Raw genomic sequence first — 20547 nt, forward strand, 5'->3', positions numbered from 1 at the left:
AAATTTCTCTACAGAGTGTAGATTTTGTTTTTAATAAAGTAGAACCTTCTCCAGAAGTAGTAAGAGATATCCTTAATATTACCTTTAAACTGAAAAATTTTTCTTCTAATGACTTGTTCGAGTTTCTTCAAAAAAATACTGCTAAAATTAGTTATGAAGCTGTAATTAAGAGTATATCAGAGAGTGAGGGGGAATACTCTATTAACCATGCTTTTGAATTTCTTAAAAAGAAAATATACGAATTCTGAAACGCTTCTTAAAGATATTCAAGTGATTAAAAAAAGTATTCTAACATCAGATATTGCAGAAAAAGTGAAAAAAAGTGTAGAAAAAATCGATGCCTCTGATAAAGAAGCGATTACAGCATTAAGACAGACAGTATCTCCTTTTTTGTGGTGGAGAAATGCCTATGTTGTGAAATATCAAGATAATCTTAAAGCAGCAAACACAGAAATAGATAAATATATTAAAAATATAAAAAAGCTTACAGAGTCGGTTGCAATACCTGCAGAACAAAAAGAAACTTTCCTAAAAGGAGTGTATTATGTACGCAATGGATTTAATGAATACGATCAAAAATTTAATCCATATCTTCATTTAGCGATGTTAGATACGAGTATAGCTCGCGCACAAGAACGTAAATCAAAGCAAATGATTGCGCAAGAAATAAATGAATTTTCTCTTTCTTTTAATAGTATGGCAAAATCCCCACCTAAATTATTTAATAAATACACACTTTGTATCAATGACGAATTTAATAAGGCGTACCCAAAAATTTTGGAAATGGACACCAGTATTGATGAAAAGGGTAAGAAGAGTTTCCAAATTACTCGAAACGCTTCTATGGAAAAATTAGTCGATGATGTGTATACAATGCAATCTTGTTCATTTGAGCTAGCCATAAAACAATATGAGGAATTATTCTCGATGTTTAATAATCTTTTAGGAAGAAAAATCAAAACTTTGCAAAAATTTTTAGAAGAAATAAAAGAAATAAAGGATAAATCTAAAACAATATCTGCATCAGATCTCACAGATCCAGAAAATCCTTATTTTCGTATCGTAGAATTTTACAAAAATGCCGTAAGTGCTGGGGGAAAACAGTCCGTTAGCTGTACCAGAGCACTCTGGACATTTGAAAATGCTTTCAAAAAAGGGCGGTGTATGGATGGCCTGGAAATCGATGCTAACTATACCATAGCTCAATTAGAAGGACTTCAGCTTGCTCTTCCTACATTACATATGGAATGTCCTGAAACTACGAAGTAAGATTAGGGCCCGTCTCAGGGCCTGTGCATGAAAAAATATTGATGGAGGTTTTTAACAATTTAATAGTATTTCCGCTGTGAGAACAGAAATTACAGGAATAATACCGAGTATAAAATTTGAGGATTATTTCAGTAAAATAGATGATCCCTAGGTCATTACGGAACCAAAACACTTGTTTATAATGCTAATAGGCACAACATTATTAGCATTTTTATCAGGTATAGATAGTTTTTTAGTAAAAACAGTTGAATTACAATACAAAATATGGTATATCTTGTCCAAAAAGATATATAATGTCAACGCGTCCATATCGTATAGATTGAAGAAAAAAGGTCATCAATTTTGTCAAATCAGGTAACAGTCCAAAAAAAGCATCGAGAGTTTTTGGAATAAATAAAATGACAATCAACAGATGGTATTTGCATTATAAAAGTAAAGGACATTTTCACCCAAAGATACGTTTGGGCGCACATTTCACTATAGAAAAAGAGTCTTTTATTCAATACTAATCATTCAGATTCTAGATCAGAAGATAGTGCTCGTGCATTTGGTGTGAGTGCCAGTGGAGCTCTATATTAGTTAAGGTATGTAGGGCTTTAGTTATAAAAAAATCTTCACCTATGTGGAAAAAAAGTAAAAAAACGAAATACATACCAAGAAGCGATAAAATATATATCAGCTGCAAGTCTTGTATACATTGATGAAAGCGCGATAAAGCTCATCATTTACAAAGATAGAAGATGGGGGGGGGGAGTGAAAAACTTGTTGGTAAAAAGAGCGATAAATATTACGAAAAAACTCATATTGTAGCGGATTTACTCAATAATAAAGCGATTACTCCGATTGTCTTTAATTCGAAGTTGGGATAGAGCTAGTGTTTGATAAAAGAATTAAAACCCGGACAGGTCGCAATCATAGATAATGCTTCATTTCATAACTCTCAAAGAATCAGATAATTACTTGAATTTGCCAGTTGTAGTTTTTTTTTACTGCCTCATTGACCCGATTTGAATTCAATAGAGAAATTTTAGGCTAATATAAAAAGATGGATTAAGAACAAAATTAACCAGTTTGATAAACTTTACGAAGCTATTGCCGCATTCTTTCAAATCCTATTTTCACACTAAATTACTATAGAACACGTTAAAGTTTTCATCTCCGATTCTTACCAGGAAAATAGGATCATCCATTCCCCCATTGGCGCTTTTGTAAAAAAGAGCGCACGCTGAAAGCTTAGAAAGTCCAGAATGAGGGGTATATAAAGACCTGTATCTTCAAGATAATCTTCAATAGTATCAGCGCCCCCCAGCCAACACTCCTACTCATCTCATCCTTATTTTAGCAAATTTTTTTCACCTATTTAGTATAGAGTGTAATAATAAAATATAGTTTTTTTTTATTGACAAAAACAATTCTTATGATATAATAATTAACAAAAATCAACTTGTATATTACAATGCAACAAATAAAATTTTTAATTTTTTCTGTTTTTTTAATGTCCACCACTCTTTCTTCATATGCAGTACTAAGTACTCGAGTAAAATTCGCAGGAAAAGAAAAGACATTTTGGGAAAAAAATCATGCTAATATGAGCGAAACTTTAACTTGGGGTGAATTTGAAATCGAAAAAAAGAAGATTATAGAAAGTTTTCAAAAAAAACAAAAAGACAATCCATTTCTTGAGTGTTCTTTAAAAGGTTCCGATGGAAAAGAGCGTATTTTTATCAAAGTACCCGGATTTCAGGACGGATCTTGTTTATGGAGTCATTTGGGAATTAACCCTGAAAATATGATGTACAAAGTTATCGAACCTTGTGTGAATGCATTGAGTGATAAAATCTTAAAAGTTATGACAAACGAACAGAACCCCAATGATACAAAAGTTGCTGGTCTTTTGGGGGAAATTTATGAAATGTTGGACGTATTGGACCATTCAAGGAAATTCAGCAAAATACAAGGTAACACAAAAAATCAGAACAAAAAAAATAAAACAGAGGATCAAGAAAAAATTGAAAATTTAAATGTGATAAGAGAATTCGATCAATTGGTGGGAAACAGAAAGGTAATTGATGAGTGGTTTAAGGGGGTCACAGAAACGACTGACGATGCATATCGTCCCGCAAACGGAAAAACATTTTTTCAAACAGTCGCTAACTATTTAAACATGAATATTAAAATTTTAATAATAAATGATCTAGATTTAACGCTTGAAGAAAGAGAATCTTTTAGATTTTCTGGAACGAGAAATTGGTTGTATTTATGTTCAAATAGCCTTGGTACACATTACGATATTTTGATAGAAAAAGACAAACCTGTAAGTAAGGCGATTATGGAAGAAATGTATTTATATTTGAAGAATAGCAATCTTTACGAAGAAGAAGTTATAGTTAAAAAAGTAAAAATTTAATCAATAAAATTAAAGGGAGAGGGGTGAGAACTTATAAATTACATTTTTGAAGAAGAATTTACCCCTGAAAGAGAGTATCCAAAAAGTTAGGACGGAAATAGCTAGTGTTACGCCATGAATAAAAATATTTTGAACCTAAAACGATAAGCTTTCCGTACACATATAGTAATTTAGCATGAAAATAGGATTTGAAAAAATGCGCTAATAGCCTCGTAAGGAGCTGTGAAAAAATAACTTACAGGATTTTTGGTTTAATGATATCATTCCATTCAAGATGAAATTGATCTGCAAAAATGTTTAAAGCTGCCAATACATTATCATCTATTTTTCTCCCTGTATTATAGTTGTTTTGATCAAGAACAGCACTAATTTTTAGACCTTTGTTGGTTGTGGTGTTGCCAATCAAATTGACACCTTCTTTTCTTGAAATTAATGGCTTTCCACGCCAGTTCTTAGAAATATAATTAAGAGTTTTGACGTTTAGATAATTTTTGTCAACATACGACTATAGTGTCGCATTAAGGTCATCATCAATGTATTGCAAGAAATGTAATTCCGAAAACTGCATAAGGAACAGTATATTACGCAAGGTGCAGCGCTATAAGTGAAGGAATGAGGTTGTAACTTTATTGCAGGTGACAAGAGGGAAAAAAAGGAAACGTCTGTCAAAAAAGCCTTATACGTCATTTTTTTGCACTATCCTCTATCCTTGCAAATGGTTAGCTCTATCGCGCTTTCATCAAAGTATATAAGACTTTCATCTGATATATCTTTTATCACTTATTGGTATGTATTTCGTTTTTCTTTATTTTATTTCCACATAGGTGAAGATTTTTTTATAACTACGCGCCTTAACCAATAACGTGCACCACTGGCACTTATGCCAAATTCACGAGTACTATCTTCTGATCTAGCATCTGGATAATTAGCATTGAATACAAGGCTCTTTTTCTATCATTGGATTTGCACCCAAACGTATCTTTGGGCAGAAATTTTTTTGACTTTTATAACTGATGTTACGCAGCAATAGTTGATTTCTGCTTGAAATAATCATATTTTTCGTCCATAAGTTTTTAAGGACAAAAAATGAAACTGGATCTTCTTGATATTTATAGCGACTATTTGATAAGTCACTCATCTTACGTAGCACCTTTCAAAATTTGAAGTTCATTGAACATTAAAACATTGGCTTTTAACAATAGTTTTTGTTTTATTGCAAAATGATTCAATGAGGTTTTCACTTTCAATAATTCTAATTTGCAGTATGCAATGAGTGATGCAAATAGATGATTAGATTGTGTTCTTATAGTTCTGGTAGGTGATTTAGATAAACTTGCATTCTGCTTAATCGATTTATGAAAAATTTCAATTTGCCACCTTTTTTGGTAGACTTCATACATGCGGTCGGCATCAAGGCCTAGGTCGTTAGAGATGAGATAAAGCGTTCCTGATGATCCGTCTTCGTTTGTGAAGATCTTCTTCAATAGTTTGACAGGAAAGCAAATATCCTTGAGATATACGGTGCTGCTAACACCATCATTCCACTCTAAAGAATCGACTCTTTGAAATTGACCGCAGCTTGCTTCTTTTTTTGAAAGCGCAATGCATCGATTGGATTTAATTGCAAAAATAAAATGTTTATTTAAATCATGATGAATAAAGTTCATGTTTGCCTTTGAACCAAACCAACTATCTGCAAGGATATGCTGGAACAGGACGTTATTATCCACGGCAAGTTGCACCAAGTTTCTAAAATGTTCATTTTTATTGACTCATCTTACGTAGCATCTTTCAAAATTTGAAGTTCATTGAACATTAAAACTGAGTTTTATAGATAAATTATGCAAAAATTGTGCGTTTTAGGAGTAGAATTTTAGTGCCAAGTTCGGTATAATGCAAAAGATAGGATAGATGGCTGAGTGGTTTAAAGCACCGGTCTTGAAAACCGGCAAACGTTCTGCGTTTCGTGGGTTCAAATCCCACTCTGTCCGCGGTGAAATAAATTTAATATGATTGAAAAAGATAGTTTTAAAATATCTGCTCCGTATACGGTATCTGATGAGCGTTTGATGTCTGTACTTAAAAATGCTAAAGCTAAAAAAACAAAAGTCGCAGCAAGAATTGTGTTGGAAGATGGTTCTGTGTTTTATGGATGCAATCTTGAATCCGCATGTCATACTTTATCTATTTGTGCAGAGCGTGCTGCGGTTATTAACGCGTTAATTCATCAAGGACCTGAATTTCGCATTAAAGATGTATGGGTTATTGCGGAAAAAAATGGAACGCTTCATAATATTAAAGTATGCGGAAGTTGTTTGCAGCTGCTTTCTGAGTTTGCGGCTCCTGATTTACACATTCAAGGATATGGTTTGGATGTTTTGTACCCTATACGATACAGTTAAACGTACTTTTATTCAGGACGATACCGGGGATAAGGAGTATAGGGTAAGTTAAGTTGATATTCACAAAAATGTATATTGTTTCTAAAAGAGGACGCTCAAATTAGGGGCTGTCCTCAATTAAGTAAAACGATAATTGAAGCCAAGTGAGCGGCTTCTAGAAAATTTGAAGATGTTGTATCGTAGCGTATGGCAATGGTGCAGTACTGTTGCGAATTAAACAAAAACATTCTTAATCAAGCAACGGAAAAAAGATATGTATCATACCAACAGTTCTTCTTAGATGAAATCACGGCCTCACGCCTCTTTTCTTTAAGTTTTAGTCGCATCCTTTCATCAGCAAACACCGCATCAGTCTTCACAAAGTGATCCATAACGCATAGCTCCCTTCCAAATCATGGTACTGACCTTGTGTAAGATGAAAAGAGAGCGGATTTCCATGGGCATCACACGGTGCATGAATTTTGGTGCATCCCAAGAAAGGAGCGCTCAATGGCTTGATTATGCTCTTTTTTAGAGCCTGCGCTGTGTTGATGAGGCCGAACAATTGTTGCATTGATCATTGCGAAATCAAGATCGTCGTCCTGAGACAGGCATTTCAAAGACCTTTTTTGCCCTTTTGGCTCCAAAGGACAAATCGGATCTGGATGGCTTTAAAATCACAAAATCTCTTCGGAAAGATCACGACACGGAATGCTTCCCACGGAAACGGTATAAAAACAGCTTCGATACACAGGCTGTCCTTGCCTGTCACATTTCTTTATTTTCCAGGTAAACTATCATTTGTCCGTCCTTACTGATCATCCCACAATACATAATGTCTCATTTAACTCATATTTCTTTTGAATTCTCAAAAAATATCGAAAAAAGTCAACTTAATTGAGGGAGGCTCTAATGTAGCCAAGCAATTCTTACTTCCGATTTTCCGATATCAGGGGAGTATATTTTTTAATCTGAACACCTTAACTTAATTTACTATTTTTTAAGCCATCCGTTTATCACAAAAATTGCGCACATGAACGCAACTTTTTTATAAAGAGAAAAAAAAATTGAAAAACAATCAGCGACGCAGTGGTGTAAATGAATTTTTTAAATGTTCATAATTTTATTGTATTCAAAGGGTAGTATTGTAACTTTTTTGTATAAAAGCATGAGTTAAAAATTTGCGTTGTTAAAAAATAAAAGCTCTGCTATGATATGCGATACAGGGTGTTAGCTCATTTTTCTGATGAAGACAAGTCATTATTTTTTGCCTATACTTAAAGATCCTCCTTCAGAAGCCAGCACGATATCTCATCGCTGGATGTTGCAATCTGGAATGGTCCAAAGTACAGTTTCTGGGATATATACGTGGCTTCCCCTTGGATTGAGAGTATTGCAAAAAATTCAAACAATTATTCGACAGGAACAAAATGCGATAGGAGCCATTGAAATGTTGGCCCCCACATTACAACCTGCGGCATTGTGGCAAGAAAGTGGTCGATACGACGATTATGGTCTTGAGATGTTGAGGGTGAAAGATCGTCATGAGCGTGAATTAGTTTACGGCCCCACCGCGGAAGAAGTATTCGTCGATGTTGTACGTCGCTGCGTTCAAAGTTATAAAGCTTTGCCTTTGAATTTGTACAATATACAATGGAAATTTAGAGATGAAATTCGTCCTAGATTTGGTGTTATGCGAGGTCGGGAATTTTTGATGAAAGATGGATATTCTTTTGATCTTACAGAAAAAGCTTCAAAAGAAACGTACTGCAACGTATTTCGCTCTTATATGAAAGCTTTTTATCGTATGGGGCTTTCTGTGATTCCGCTGCGCGCGACAACAGGTCCTATTGGGGGAGATTTTAGTCACGAATTTCATGTTATTGCCCAAACGGGAGAAAGCACCCTGTATTATGATGCTGAGCTGGAAAATCGGGAAGTTTCTCGTTTCGAGGTGTCTGATTTTGAAAAATTGTATGCTATGGTCGATGAAAAACATCTTCCAGAAGAATGTTCCCTACCTTTAGAGCAATTAAAAATTTCTAAAGGCATTGAGGTAGGGCATATTTTTCATTTTGGAGATAAATACTCAGCCCCCATGAAAGCGCACATTTTCTCTAAAGAGGGTATTTTGGTCGATCTTCAAATGGGGTCTTACGGTATAGGGGTATCTCGCTTGGTGGGTGCAGTTATTGAAGCGTTTCATGACGCATCTGGTCCTCAATGGCCGTTATCAATTGCTCCATTTTCTTTCGGATTAATACATTTACAAGAAACCGTAGAATCTGAAGCTATGCACCTTTATACTAAATTAAAAGATTTAGGAATAGAGACGTTGTGGGAAGATCGCCCCTTCAGTCCTGGAGAAAAATTTGCGCTTATGGATATGATAGGTCTTCCCTTTCAAGCAATTGTTAGTGAAAAAAATCATAAAAATAACCAAATTGAAGTTAAAATCCGAAAAACTGGAGAGCGATTTTGCTTTTCTTTAGATCAATTTTTTGACTGGGCTATGTTAAAATGCGCTGAGCAGGTTTCCTTACCTGATATGGTCAAAAAAAGCAACATGTGATGCTTTGAGGTGAGATTATGAATGCTTTAGATGTGAATTGCGAAAAAAGTTTTTCCCATATTGTTTCAAAGCTTCCTTCCTATGCAAAAATTAGTATTGACACAAGGACTTTGTCTTCTGGTGATGTGTTTGTGGCGTTAGATGGAAAAAATTTTAAAGGTCATAAATTTGCACAAGAAGCCTTATATAAAGGAGCTTGCGCAGTTGTTCAGTCTTTTGAATCTACGTTTACGAATGCTCTTGCGTTTTGCGTTCAAGATCCTTTGGCTTTTTTGCACTATATTGCGCGACATCGTCGTTATTCGATCAAAGGGCTGTGTTATGCAGTAACGGGTAGTGTTGGAAAAACAACAACTAAGGAGGGGATAGCACATGTTTTGAAGCATTTTGGACAGACTTATTTTTCTGCATCGAGCTATAATAATCATATTGGAGTTCCCTTAAGTATTGCAAATTGTCCACCAGGGGCGCGATATACTGTGTTTGAGGTAGGAACGAATCATCCAGGAGAAATCGCTTCTTTAGTTGCTCTTGTTAAGCCGGACGTTTCTGTACTGACGCCAATTTCTGAGGCTCATATTGGAAATTTTCACGACATTTCCTCCATTGTTTTAGAAAAATTCGAAATTTTTACAGGACAAATAGGAGTTTTGCCTTACGAATATTCTTTTGATGCAGCGCTAAAAAATAAAATTTCTTGGCTAACTTATGGATTAAAAAAGGGGGATGTTCATATCATAAACATATCAGATCATGGAGAAGTACAGGTCAGAACACCTCAAGGCAAAGTGACTTATCGCCCATCTTCTCTTGCTTCTCACTGGATTGAAGGAAATCTGGGAATTTTGGCTGCACTGATTCCAGAAAACATAGATCTTCAACAAGGAGCAGAGCACTTATCTTCTTTCGTTCCATTACGAGGGCGCGGAGCGGTTATATGTTATGATCTTCTTAAAATTCGCTGTATAGATGAAAGCTATAATGCGGCTCCTCTTGCAATGCGTGCATGTATTTTAGATTTTGCTATTCGCAAAGTTCCTGGAAGAAAAATCTTATGTTTAGGTGAGATGGGAGAATTGGGCGTGCATGGCCCAAGGTTACATCAGGAATTAATTGCATACATTGAACAAGTAAAAGGAGCGCATATTTTTTTAGTAGGAGAGCTATTTCAAAAAACTTTTGAAATTCTTTCTAAAATGGGGTACAGTGTGTATTGGGCAACGGAAGTTTTTGCATTGCTCGACACAGTAAAAAGCGTGCTTCTTCCGTTAGATACTCTGTTGGTAAAGGGAAGTAACGCTACTCGTATGTACCAGATATGTTCTTTTTTAGAAAAGTGGAATATATCCTTAATTGTTTAGGTCTACATTCTTATGGTGTCCTTTATAAGCAACTAAAGAAAGGTGATTTGTGAAAAGTGTACTGCATGGAAATGTCAAGACGACGCCTCGAATCCGAAAAGAAATACAAAATTCTGTGAAGAGCGCCGAAAAAATAGCAAAGCGTCTGGGCCTTTACTATTAAAACTGTTTTGAAGTAAAAGAAAGCCAGTTATGTTGAAGATAAAGGCTCTGTCCCTGTACAGCCAAAGAGTATTTTATCTGAAACAGAGTAAAAGGTCGAGTGAATTCAGACGCGTTTTATAAGCCTTCGCTTGATAATGTTTATATTACTTTGAAAGAGAAGATCCCCAATCTCACGCGATCTAATCTGCATTGACGCCTAAAAAGAAATGGTCTAAATGTTTTACCTAAAGAAGAAGATTCGGATCCTGAAAAAAAAGAAATTAAAAGGATATCTCTTGGATTTGTTCGTATTAACAGTACACAACAAAGGCTTATATTTACAAATCTACAGCGTCGCATGATGGCTTTTGTGCTTTACTATAATCATCAAAGAAAGCTGAAATGTATACGTATCAACCAAGCTTTGGTGTGCGCTTACGACACCAGGAATCTTTAATCAGTATCAAAAAACACTGTAATCTATCTTTAGGTGAAAACTTTCAAATATTTGAATTTCTATTGATAGGAACGATCACAATGTTATCAGCAAAAAAATTTTGCATTGTTAATGCAATACTGCGATTGTCCGTAACATATATAAAATTTTTAAAACATCCTAAAGCAAATCAAAAAAAATTTACATTTTTTCAGAAAGGCTGTAAAGCTAAAAAAGAAGGTCAATCAAAGATTTTCACAAATGAGATCGGCTTTATTCGCGATATACCAAAAGTGCATGAATATTCTATTGAAAGAATAATACAGAAAATAGTACTGGGGAGAAAAAGGAGAAACGAATACTATAATTGGAGAGTTGATTGATGATACGTTGATGCTGTTGGGTTGATCGAATCCTGCGTTAATACAAAATTTTACAGCTTGGTTGAGAAGTTTTGCTATCCCACATCTCGAAAAAATCTGTTATCGTGATAGATAATTCGCCTTTTTACAAAAGTAAAGCTATTAATAAGTTATTATACAAAAACTCTGAATATATCGTGCTTTACGGGCCTTTTTATTCTCTTGAATTATAGCTACTCAAGAGCAAATGAAATCAAGCCAAGCACATTAGAAAATCTACTAACTAATCCTTAAATTGATTATTTTTCTTTTATTTTAGCATACCATTTTAGAATAGATTGGTTATAGTTTTTAGAAACAAAGGTAAATTATCTCTTGACATGAAATTAATATTTTGTTTAAATGTCGAAGGTTAAACTGTTAGGAGAAATCTGTGAAGAATATTATTATTTTTTGTTTAGCGGGATTGACAGGATCTGGAAAAACAAGTATTTCAGAAGCTGTTGCAAAAATTGGAAATATTGAAACTCTTATAAAAGTGACTACGCGACCTAAACGAAGTTCTGATTTAGATAAAGAGTATCGTTTTTTAAGTTCTGAAGAATATAATAAGCTACTTCGTGAAAATAAGTTTGCATTACATACAGAGTATTACTCTTCTCATTATGCTGTGCCTTATTCATCTTTCGAGTATGGAAAAAAGAAAAATTCTTTTACCTTTATTACTCCTTGGAACTTTTGCAATACTTCGTTTTTTGATCCTAAGTTGTCTTATGTAAAAATTTGGTTAGATATTTCACAAGAAGAGCGAATAAAAAGACTGTTGAAAAGAGGAGATAGTGAGGAGTATATTAATCGACGCTTAGATATTGAAAAATCGACACAGTTTTCTAATTTCTTTTTTCAGCAGCGTCGACAGTGTCAAGTCGTTTTGGATAACAGCGACGCTTTTGAAGAAGTTGTTAAGAAAATGCACTCGATGACTATACAATGAATGCATGTTTTAGAGGGGGCTATGATAAAAGTCCAAATGTTTGAGGTAAATTGATTAGTTGTTTAGTTCCACATTCTTATGGTGCGCCTTATAAGCAACTAAAGAAAGATGATTTGTTAAAAGTGTACTACATGGAAATCCCAAGACGACGCTTTGAGTCCAAAAAAATACAAAACTCTGTACAGAGCGCCGCAGAAATACTAAAGCGTCTTGGGTTTCAAGATTAAAACAGTTTTGAAGCGGAAAAAAGGCCGGTTGTGTTGAAGATAAAGGCTCTGTCCCTGTACAGCCAAAGAGCGTATTATCTGCAACAGAAGCAAAAAAATTGTGTATGAATTCAGGCGCGTTTCTAAGCCTTCGTTTGATAATATTTATATTATTTTGAAAGAGAAGATCACCAATCTCACGCGATCTAATCTGCATTGACGTCTCAAAAGAAATGATCTAAATGTTTTACCTAAAGAAGAAGATTCGGTTCCTGAAAAAAAGAAATTAAAAAAAATTCTTAGATTTGTTCATATTGACAGTAGATAAGATCCGCATAAATCAAGGAAAATGCTACCTTTTTGTGGCCGTTGATCGGGCCACAAAGTATGTTTACGTCGAGCTGCTTTCAAAGATGTTGTTTAACGAATCAAGTGCATTTTTGAAAAATCTGATCGCCCATTGTCCTTTTAAAATAACGAAAATTCTTACAAAAAATGGGGGCGTAAATACTTATGAACTGCTTGCGCAACACCTGAGGCCCAAAAACAAAACTCACCCCTTTGATGTGATGCGCAAGAAGCATAACATTGAATACAGGCTCACCAAATTTAAGCATCCTTGGATCAACGTTTAGGTCGAAATCATCAGCAGAATCCTCAAACACTACAGAACAAAAGCTTGTCGTTACAAAAGCCTCGATGAGCTGAGGCGCTATATGATGACTTTTGTGCTTTACTATAATCATGAAAGAAAGCTGAAATCATTGGAATATCAGCCCCTTTTTGATATTATCATGTTAGAATTTGAACATAATAAGTCAAATTTTAATCATAATCCAAACTACATGTTGTTGGGACTAAACAAATGAGATTTTAGGGATCATTCTTCTTCATAGGGATACGAAGAGCTTTCGTTCGTACTAGAATATGGTGGAGATTTCGAGGGTGTTTGGTTTGTGCCAATGTTTGTATCTTTACTTGAAATATCTTTATCTTCACCTAACTTAAGTGTACTTAAAAATTTTTTTCGAGCAGTATTGAGGGATTTTTTAATATTATCTTTGCTCAAATTTTCGTAAATACTCTTTGATTTATCAGAAATTTTGTCGTACAACGTAGAGAATAAGCTTTTTGTTTTTACATTTTTAGATTCTTTTTTTGACTCTTTGATTTGTTTGTCACATAAAATAGCGAGTCTTTTTCCAAATTTTCCTAACTGTTTTAAATGTTCTGAAAAAACTTTTATCTCATCTAAATTATACAAACGGATGTGTGTTTTTATATTATGTTCTTGATTTAATAGTGAATTAAGGTCATCTTTTCTAAGTTCTTCTATGACCAATTCTTTAATATTTTCTTTATCAAAACTTGTCGATGCATACACAAACATATCAGTGAACAAAAGAGTTGCTACATAAAGAAGTATTTTGTTTTTATTCATAATGAATTATTTTTTTGTTTTTATATAGTAGTATTCATGTTATCAAAAAAAAATAAAAAATGTATGTATAGTTGTTAGAGCGTTTCTTAAAAATTTACAGTCTCAAAGACTATTAAATCTTAATGTTAAAGATAAAAAACTTGAACGCAGATTATATTTTTATTTTTACTTATTTTTATTATTAATATTTTATAATGATCAAAACAGTCGAATAATTATTATGTGTAAGAGTAAAATGAAAATTTTATTACTGTGTTTACTTTCTTTTTCCGCTGAAGCACACAAAAACACAGTAACTATTCAAAAAGAATCATCAGAAAAGCCCGTACTAGTTTCGGAACCTTTAACGCCTGTATCCAATGCAGAAAAATTTTTATCTGCGTGGACGGTGCTGTCTAACCCAGAAGTTTCTTTGCAAGAGCTTGAGCAATCTTCCCTTCTTACGCTTAGGGATTGGACGGGCGTCCTTCTTTCTGACTTTCAAAATATACCAGATTTTAAGTATGCAAATTCTTTAGAAGACGTAAAAAAAATTATTTTCAATAAGTTGTTAGTACAAAAAAATATTACACCGATTCGTAAATTTTTGATCCAGAATTCTATTCCTGGTGGATGGTGTGATTTGCTGAAATATATTACAACGTTACTATGGGATCCAAAAAAATCTTCTAAGGGATTAACCATACAAGAAATTTCTGCATTACTTTCTCTTCCTCTTTCCAACTTAAAATGTGAAACATTAAAACTTCCCGTTCCAGAAAAATTTTTAGATGCTTTTATGCATGTTGATGAATCACGTCTGGAGCAAGAAGAAAATGGAGTACCTTGTCTAATTTCACTTAACGAAACAGAAAACAAGGGGTCTTCTTCAGAAAAATCTTATACGCGAGAGCCTGTCATTCCTCAAGAGCGCCGTCAGGAACATGAATTTTCTGAAAATGCCAAGAAAAATCCTGTGTTGACTGAAAATACTTACAAAAATTCAAAGCTTGAAGATCCTGTATCTACTTACGTAGATAGCTCAAAATGCCTAGAATTTTGGACAACTTCTATCATAGAGCAAAGTATGCATGCCATCAAAAAAGCTCCTAACGTTTGGCTATCTCTCTTTAATTCAGCAAACACGGATCCTATGACGCAAAAAGTTGTCCAGTATTGCAAGCAACTACTTAACGATGATCACTCTTCTTATTCTTTTTATCAAGACTCATCTTATTCTAGTGAAAATTCAGATTCCCAAAAACTTCCTCAACCTTCTCTTAACGTTATTTCTGCATCCTCGTCTGGAGTTAATAAATCTGGAAAAATTTATACGGATCCTGACTATTTAGGAAAAACGGGCTCAGAGCCTAATGCCTCTGAAGAACCTAAAATTCCTTTAGAAAAACGAAAAACTGTTACATTCTTTTCAAAACTAAGGCATAAATAAAATGCTAAAATTAATTAAATATAAAAAAAAATATTTTACATATTTTAAGGTTATCAAATATTGCAAAATGTATATTTTATTTTTTTCTTTATTTGGGTTTCAGATTTTATGTGCAAAATCAGAAGAAAACAATCTGTGTGAACTAAATACTTATGAAACTTCAGAAGATTTTAAAAATTTTGGAAAAGACTTTATGTATTTTTTGCAAAAATCATTAGAAAAGCGGTCTTCAGAAGAAGGGGTACGCGAAGAAAAATTATTTAATACGCTGATCAGTAATATTAATCAAGGAGATTTTAGAAAATTTACGGAAAGTTTTATAAAATTTTTTCCAAATAAAGAGAAAGATTTTCAAGGGTCATTGTCAGAAAATATATTAAAATTTTTTAAAAATTATTATAAAATTAATATAGAGAATCAAGTTTTTTCTGGTTCTAATGAAAGTACTCAAAAAGCTTTAGAAAGTTCTCTAGCTTACAGTAAAATTTTGATTGTTTTGTATCGTGTAGCCTTAAAACAGGCATACTACTCAGATCGTTCTCTTTTTGATACAAGCTACATTCTTAATGCTGCACTAAAAACTTTAGAAGATTTTTCTACCCCTTTTCCATTACTTCAATATTTTTTGGAGATTATTTTTCAAAAAGGTGATATTCGTCCTTTGCTAAAAAAAATAGTTTCTATGTCCCTTACAGAGTATAAAGATAATGAAATTTTTATAAACCAAAATATTTTTGCTAAACAATTAAGCTGCATTAAGCTTTTTCAACAAGCTAGTGATCAAATTCAAGAAGAAGAAGATGAAAAGCTTTTAGAAGGAGATGCTCCTATTCCGTTAGCTGGAACAGTGTTAGAATTCTTGCTTTTAGAGCGAGTTAAAAAAAGTACTTTAAGTTCTGGGGCGCGAAAAAAATTTTTAAGATACCTAAAAAAAAAGACTTACGCAGAAGGAAAAAGCGAAGGATGGAAAGAAAATGAGCGATTAATTGAAAAAATTATACATCTATTAGAGACTTCTTCTAAAAAAGAATATGATAGAGAATACTATAGAAGATATGATGAAAGAGACTATTATAATTCAGAAAGATATGGTACTAGAGCACCTAATCTTATGCATGGAGATAGAGGCTCATCGGGTCGGGGCAGAGTTTCTCTGCAAGGAACGGGACTTTTAGGGGTTAGTGCGGAAAGTGTTTTTAGAGATGCCTCTGAAGAAATGCCCGCAAAGGAGGGGGCATCTAAGGCTACGATCAATTTTTGGGATCGCCTTTATCCAAAAAAAAGCAAACTTGCCACCTTTATAAAAATGACGAAAAAGCTAAAAAAAGATGATCAGAACTTAAAAAAGAATGCAGAGTAACGTAACAGTTGCTCAGTTTTCGATTTCGTAAAGGTAAAAATTATACAGATTCTAAACAGGATACTTTAGAAAAGAATATACGATGTTTTTATAATACATATAAAATAGTAATTCTAATAAAGAATTACGTACGATGTACATATTTATTTTATATTCTTTCATTACGAAGACATAGATTGCAAAAAATTCTCAAAAACACCATAAGTTACACAGATTGCTTTTTTAAAAAAGATAAATACGAGAGAAAAAAATTACTTGTCAAAAATAATATTTTCATATATTTTATGGTTGTTCTACAACTGAAACCTATCATTTAAAAAAATGAAATGCTTTTTGCTTTCACTACATTCAAAAAAACAGAGCTACTTTGTATTGTATTTTTCCTTAAACACCCAAAATTATCACGGTCGCACAGAATAATTTTTACTGACACGATAGAGTTTCATAATTTGCATGAGTAATCGTTTTCAAATGTTTCGTCAAAACTTATAGACTTTCACGAAAAAAATTGTTATACTTACTCAGTATACAGTTAATGTTTTGTAAGGATTATGGCTAAAAAAAAAGTAATTTAATTCGTATGATTAGCACTGCGGGTACTGGAGTATTTTACGTCACAAAAACAGGTGCAAAAAAAGAAAAATTGAGTTTAAAAAAATATGACAAAAAAGTTAGAAAGCATGTTGTATTTAAGGAGCATAAAATAAAATAAAGTGTTCAATCGAAGATTTTTTTTACATACAGTTTTTTTGCCTTCAGTTTTCTTTTTAGCACATAGTTCTTTTTGTTTGAATTTTGTTAAGGCACAAACTTTTTTAGGTGTTTTTCCTGATAGTGTTTCTTTGTGGCCTTTACACGATTTTCCTTGGAAAGATGCTTCTATAGCTAAAGCTGAGGAGTTGTCTTTAGGAGCTCAAGGAACTTTTAACACGTTAGAGTTTTGGCAAGAGCAGGGGGTATGTGCTCAAGGGGTGATAGAGCTGCTTCATGGTCGTCTTTTCATGTCTTCAGAGCAAGAGCCAGGGATTGCATATAGTTACGTTGCTCGTTATGTTCAAAGATATAGCGATCGGGTAGTTTTTTGGATTAATCCTGAAGCAAAATTTCATGATGGAGCGCCAGTTCGTCCAGAAGATGTTGTGTTTAGCTTTAATTTTTTGACGCGACATTCTGGTATGTTTAAATCTTATTTTTCGGGAATTTCTAGAGCAGAATCAGTATCATATCCTCTTATCGAGTCAGGAAAAAAATTTCAGGGAGTTGTTTTTTATTTCAAAAAAAATGCTCCTCAAGAAGCCGCTTTAACGATTTCAGAACTGATTATTCTTCCAAAAAATTTGTATGAAAAAAGTATTCCAAAAGTCCCTATAGGATGTGGGCCATATAAAGTTGAGTCATATCAAGCAGGTGAATTTCTTAGATTTAAAAAAATTCCTCAATGGTGGGCAAAAAAAGAATCTTGTGGAAAAGATATGTATCGTTTTGAGACGGTTAAATATATTTATTTTAAGGAAGACGAAAGTATGTTTGAAGCGTTTAAAAAAGGAGAAATTCATTGTTTTTTTGAACGCACCGCAAAACGTTGGGTGAATGGGTACAATTTTCAAGAAGTCGTTCAAGGGGATATTTTGAAGCAAGAAATTCCTTATAGAGATTTTGTTCCTATTTCTGGGTTGATATTTAATACGCGAAAACCTATTTTTCAAGATATTCGTGTACGCTGGGCGTTAAGTCTTTTATTAGATTTTGAGACGTTAAATCAAAGATTCTTCTACAAGAAATACAAAAGAATTTGTTCTTTTTTTCAAAATACACCTTGTATGGCAACAGGAGTTGCGTCTCCTGAGGTGCGTTCTATCTTAAAAAAAATCGGAGCCCCTGAAGAATCTTGGAGACAGCCGGCAGAATATTTTACCGAATTACCAGGTTCTTGGCATCAACGAAGCAAGGCGGCTCTTTCTTTTTTGAAAGAGGGGGGGTGGAAGCTGCGTAATGGAAAATTGTTTCATGAAAAATTTGGATTTTTTCAGATTAAAGTATGCATTCCTAAGGCTATGCGCGATGAATGGATACAATTTTTTCAAGCAAGAGCGGCTTTAATTGGGGTAGAGTTAAATGTTGTTGCTTTAGATCAAGCTGCGTATCAATCTATTAAGTCTCGATTTGATTATGATATGATTTGGGGGGCGATGGGGATTTCTAGCAGTTTTCCAGGGCAAGAGCTTGATTTAATCTACAGCAGTCAATCTGCAAAAAAATCTGGAAGCTATAACGCGGCAGGAATTTCTGATCATAACGTTGACCTTCTGATTGATCGCATTAAACGTGCAAAACAGCAAAAAGAACTATATTTGTTTGCTCAAGCTTTAGATCGGTATCTTCTTTCTGGGTGTTATGGAATATTTGGGTGGTATACTCCCTATACTTGGCAGGCGTTTTGGAAAAATCGTATTGTTTATCCTGGTATATCACCTTTTTCTCCGCATCGAAGATGGATTTATGCGGGAGCGCAAAGCAGATAAATCGCTAGAATAAACGTTTGTGTATCTTAAAAATTGTGTCATGAAGCAAGAAAGAAGCTTGATTTATGACCAAATTTATGATAAAATTTGTTTAAGTAGGAAAAGAGAACAAAATAGTGGCTGTTATTGTTAAAGACGGAAACGTAGAAAAAGCGTTAATTGAAGTTAAGAGAAGGCTTCAGTTAGAGGGATTGATTAAAGAAATTAGAAAAAGAGAAGCTTATATTCAACCTTCAAAAAAAAGAAAAGAACAGAAAAAAGCAGGACGTCGCAGATTAATGCGCGCTTTATCTAGACGCATGATGAAGGATGGGTTTTAGCGTTTTTAAAATTTATTTTTATTTTTTTCGAGATAATTTATTTAAATAGAAAAGCGCTATGCTTAAAACGTATTGTGGATATATTTTTTATAATTCCAAATCAAAATTTTTTTATCGTGTTTTATATTTGAATTACTAACGTTTTGTGCGTAATTATTTAAGTGTTTTTAGCTTTTTTTTACTTGAATATAGTTTAATACTTTTGAAAAAAGATGCGTGGAAGTTTATAGACGGTCTAGAGAAACGCAGGAAAACTTGAGGTCATTCTTCTTGTTTTAAAATTTAGAAGATTGGCTTTTTTTGCGCGAGTGTGTAATTTTTATTACAAAAAAAAGCTTAACTTTGTGTTTAAGGTCGGGTTTTAACTGATTTAAAAACAAAGCAATATGATTTGAAACTTATTTAACATATTGTCGTAGGTCAAGTTGAAATTTAAGAAAATCGGTGTTGTTTCTAGAAGAAGATTCTAAGATCATATATCCAAAAACGTCCTCTTTGATCACTGAGTGTCGTGGTTTGTTTTGTTCACAAACCTCAACTTTAATTCACTATCGCGAAAAGTGCAATTCTATTTTAGTATGAAAATGTGTACACGTTCTTGATCCTTTATGTGAGAATTTAACCAGAAAATGATTTTTGTGTTATTCTGATGGCATAAAATAAACATAAAATAATTTTTTGAGCAAAAATGAATACTGTTGTGTAAGAAATGTGCAAATGAGTCTTATGTTAACTGTGGAGAGGCAGCGACGCTATAAATGTAGATCCTGTGGTTGTCAGTTTATAGATACAAAATTTCGGGGCGAGTCTTTTGTATTGAAACAACTTGCAATCGTTTTTTATGCACATTGCGGCGTTTTCCGTGTTAGGCATATCTAAATTTTTTAAAACCAGCGCAGTTTCAGTCTTAAAATCAAAAATACAGACGCCTGTAACTGCTTATTCAAATGGACGGAATGTAGTATTTCGTTCATGGAAAAAACAATTTATGGATCTGGACTGATGGGAGTGTTGCGTCACTCTATCGACTGGGAGCTTGATGATCTCCGCGACACAGCCTGGCAAAACTCATTAAAAAGTCAATGTGTTACAGATGAATGGGAAAATTTCTTCATGTTTTCCTGAAAAAAGACACGTTCACGGAAAAGACTTTTACATTTCTTATTGAATCAACACACAGTGATATTCGACATTCATTGGCGCTGCTTTAAAAGAAAGACAAAATCATCTTTTCGTAGTCATGATATGGTTCATAAGACAAAGAAACTGTTCCATTATTTTCAAGATAACTCAAAAAATGTCATTTTATTATAACCGCATTATCTTTAGTGAAATGTTTCCTT

21 protein-coding genes, 1 tRNA gene and 1 pseudogene are annotated in these 20547 nt (G+C 33.6%); 16 read left to right on the top strand and 7 right to left on the bottom strand.

From position 1 onward, the window contains the following. The 4 genes from P618_RS08450 to P618_RS03785 all read left to right on the top strand — a co-directional run. On the top strand, positions 1-248 hold a 248-nt coding region (locus P618_RS08450; RefSeq protein WP_040458432.1), incomplete at its 5' end, for a hypothetical protein. Positions 249-270: 22 nt separating this feature from the next. Next, positions 271-1269, top strand: coding sequence for a hypothetical protein (locus P618_RS03780; RefSeq protein ID WP_156918990.1), 999 nt, complete (start codon positions 271-273; stop codon positions 1267-1269). A gap of 335 nt (positions 1270-1604) precedes the next feature. Continuing rightward, entirely contained in the window at positions 1605-1778 is a 174-nt protein-coding gene (locus P618_RS09340) for a helix-turn-helix domain-containing protein (protein WP_084024585.1), read from the top strand. A gap of 947 nt (positions 1779-2725) precedes the next feature. Then, the gene (locus tag P618_RS03785; RefSeq protein WP_021827814.1) at positions 2726-3676 is read left to right on the top strand and encodes a hypothetical protein; all 951 of its coding nucleotides are present in this window, start codon (positions 2726-2728) and stop codon (positions 3674-3676) included. A gap of 235 nt (positions 3677-3911) precedes the next feature. On the opposite strand, the gene P618_RS06785 is transcribed toward P618_RS03785, so the two are convergent. The 3 genes and pseudogenes from P618_RS06785 to P618_RS03795 form a co-directional block, all read right to left on the bottom strand. Further along, positions 3912-4136: an ISAzo13-like element transposase-related protein gene (locus tag P618_RS06785; RefSeq protein ID WP_075260900.1), complete on the bottom strand. Its 225-nt coding sequence runs from the start codon at positions 4134-4136 to the stop codon at positions 3912-3914. Positions 4137-4601: 465 nt separating this feature from the next. Next, complete coding sequence (locus P618_RS03790) at positions 4602-4814, bottom strand: hypothetical protein (protein ID WP_021827812.1); 213 nt, start codon at positions 4812-4814, stop codon at positions 4602-4604. A gap of 1 nt (position 4815) precedes the next feature. Continuing rightward, positions 4816-5448 (bottom strand): annotated as a pseudogene (locus P618_RS03795) (transposase); the annotation flags it as partial. Between the two features lie 133 nt (positions 5449-5581). Between P618_RS03795 and P618_RS03800 the strand changes: the two are divergent. Together P618_RS03800 and P618_RS03805 are read left to right on the top strand one after the other, a co-directional pair. After that, positions 5582-5667 (top strand) — tRNA-Ser (locus P618_RS03800). A gap of 18 nt (positions 5668-5685) precedes the next feature. Beyond that, on the top strand, positions 5686-6078 hold the full coding sequence (locus P618_RS03805) for a cytidine deaminase family protein (protein ID WP_021827810.1): 393 nt from the start codon (positions 5686-5688) through the stop codon (positions 6076-6078). A gap of 443 nt (positions 6079-6521) precedes the next feature. On the opposite strand, the gene P618_RS07345 is transcribed toward P618_RS03805, so the two are convergent. Next, a complete protein-coding gene (locus P618_RS07345; protein WP_156918991.1) occupies positions 6522-6677 on the bottom strand; it encodes a hypothetical protein in 156 nt (51 codons plus the stop codon). Positions 6678-7303: 626 nt separating this feature from the next. On the opposite strand from P618_RS07345, the gene proS reads away from it, so the two are divergent. From proS to P618_RS03830, 4 genes are all read left to right on the top strand, one after another. Continuing rightward, entirely contained in the window at positions 7304-8629 is a 1326-nt protein-coding gene (gene proS / locus P618_RS03815; RefSeq protein WP_021827808.1) for a proline--tRNA ligase, read from the top strand. A gap of 17 nt (positions 8630-8646) precedes the next feature. Next, a complete protein-coding gene (locus P618_RS03820) occupies positions 8647-9990 on the top strand; it encodes a UDP-N-acetylmuramoyl-tripeptide--D-alanyl-D-alanine ligase (RefSeq protein WP_021827807.1) in 1344 nt (447 codons plus the stop codon). A gap of 546 nt (positions 9991-10536) precedes the next feature. Then, positions 10537-10953, top strand: coding sequence for a hypothetical protein (locus P618_RS03825; RefSeq protein ID WP_021827806.1), 417 nt, complete (start codon positions 10537-10539; stop codon positions 10951-10953). Between the two features lie 412 nt (positions 10954-11365). Then, positions 11366-11926, top strand: coding sequence for an AAA family ATPase (locus P618_RS03830; protein ID WP_021827805.1), 561 nt, complete (start codon positions 11366-11368; stop codon positions 11924-11926). Between the two features lie 54 nt (positions 11927-11980). On the opposite strand, the gene P618_RS08225 is transcribed toward P618_RS03830, so the two are convergent. The 3 genes from P618_RS08225 to P618_RS03845 form a co-directional block, all read right to left on the bottom strand. Continuing rightward, the gene (locus P618_RS08225) at positions 11981-12349 is read right to left on the bottom strand and encodes a hypothetical protein (RefSeq protein ID WP_021827804.1); all 369 of its coding nucleotides are present in this window, start codon (positions 12347-12349) and stop codon (positions 11981-11983) included. Between the two features lie 211 nt (positions 12350-12560). Continuing rightward, positions 12561-12878 carry a hypothetical protein gene (locus P618_RS07890; protein ID WP_021827803.1) on the bottom strand — a complete coding sequence of 106 codons (318 nt, stop codon included), beginning with the start codon at positions 12876-12878 and terminating at the stop codon, positions 12561-12563. A 134-nt stretch (positions 12879-13012) separates the two neighbouring features. After that, positions 13013-13573: a hypothetical protein gene (locus tag P618_RS03845; protein ID WP_021827802.1), complete on the bottom strand. Its 561-nt coding sequence runs from the start codon at positions 13571-13573 to the stop codon at positions 13013-13015. 235 nt (positions 13574-13808) lie between these two features. On the opposite strand from P618_RS03845, the gene P618_RS03850 reads away from it, so the two are divergent. From P618_RS03850 to P618_RS07895, 6 genes are all read left to right on the top strand, one after another. After that, a complete protein-coding gene (locus P618_RS03850) occupies positions 13809-15002 on the top strand; it encodes a hypothetical protein (protein ID WP_021827801.1) in 1194 nt (397 codons plus the stop codon). Positions 15003-15069: 67 nt separating this feature from the next. After that, the gene (locus P618_RS03855; RefSeq protein WP_156918993.1) at positions 15070-16362 is read left to right on the top strand and encodes a hypothetical protein; all 1293 of its coding nucleotides are present in this window, start codon (positions 15070-15072) and stop codon (positions 16360-16362) included. Positions 16363-16936: 574 nt separating this feature from the next. Then, positions 16937-17074: a 50S ribosomal protein L33 gene (gene rpmG, locus P618_RS06805; protein WP_338034118.1), complete on the top strand. Its 138-nt coding sequence runs from the start codon at positions 16937-16939 to the stop codon at positions 17072-17074. Positions 17075-17150: 76 nt separating this feature from the next. Further along, positions 17151-18884: an extracellular solute-binding protein gene (locus P618_RS03860; RefSeq protein ID WP_156918994.1), complete on the top strand. Its 1734-nt coding sequence runs from the start codon at positions 17151-17153 to the stop codon at positions 18882-18884. Positions 18885-19000: 116 nt separating this feature from the next. Beyond that, positions 19001-19204 carry a 30S ribosomal protein S21 gene (gene rpsU / locus P618_RS03865; protein ID WP_021827797.1) on the top strand — a complete coding sequence of 68 codons (204 nt, stop codon included), beginning with the start codon at positions 19001-19003 and terminating at the stop codon, positions 19202-19204. 972 nt (positions 19205-20176) lie between these two features. Then, on the top strand, positions 20177-20329 hold the full coding sequence (locus tag P618_RS07895) for a hypothetical protein (RefSeq protein WP_156918995.1): 153 nt from the start codon (positions 20177-20179) through the stop codon (positions 20327-20329). The last annotated feature ends 218 nt before the right edge of the window (positions 20330-20547 follow it).

This window comes from Holospora obtusa F1, from assembly GCF_000469665.2.
Lineage (GTDB): Bacteria > Pseudomonadota > Alphaproteobacteria > Holosporales > Holosporaceae > Holospora > Holospora obtusa.

Bases quoted from the DNA above. Each gene is read 5' to 3' on its own strand.
- P618_RS03785 (WP_021827814.1), top strand. From the start codon at position 2,726: ATGCAACAAATAAAATTTTTAATTTTTTCTGTTTTTTTAATGTCCACC.
- P618_RS03790 (WP_021827812.1), bottom strand. From the start codon at position 4,814: ATGAGTGACTTATCAAATAGTCGCTATAAATATCAAGAAGATCCAGTT.
- P618_RS03805 (WP_021827810.1), top strand. From the start codon at position 5,686: ATGATTGAAAAAGATAGTTTTAAAATATCTGCTCCGTATACGGTATCT.
- proS (WP_021827808.1), top strand. From the start codon at position 7,304: ATGAAGACAAGTCATTATTTTTTGCCTATACTTAAAGATCCTCCTTCA.
- P618_RS03820 (WP_021827807.1), top strand. From the start codon at position 8,647: ATGAATGCTTTAGATGTGAATTGCGAAAAAAGTTTTTCCCATATTGTT.
- P618_RS03825 (WP_021827806.1), top strand. From the start codon at position 10,537: ATGTATACGTATCAACCAAGCTTTGGTGTGCGCTTACGACACCAGGAA.
- P618_RS08225 (WP_021827804.1), bottom strand. From the start codon at position 12,349: ATGCAGATTAGATCGCGTGAGATTGGTGATCTTCTCTTTCAAAATAAT.
- P618_RS07890 (WP_021827803.1), bottom strand. From the start codon at position 12,878: ATGATTATAGTAAAGCACAAAAGTCATCATATAGCGCCTCAGCTCATC.
- P618_RS03845 (WP_021827802.1), bottom strand. From the start codon at position 13,573: ATGAATAAAAACAAAATACTTCTTTATGTAGCAACTCTTTTGTTCACT.
- P618_RS03850 (WP_021827801.1), top strand. From the start codon at position 13,809: ATGAAAATTTTATTACTGTGTTTACTTTCTTTTTCCGCTGAAGCACAC.
- P618_RS03855 (WP_156918993.1), top strand. From the start codon at position 15,070: ATGTATATTTTATTTTTTTCTTTATTTGGGTTTCAGATTTTATGTGCA.
- P618_RS07895 (WP_156918995.1), top strand. From the start codon at position 20,177: ATGGAAAAAACAATTTATGGATCTGGACTGATGGGAGTGTTGCGTCAC.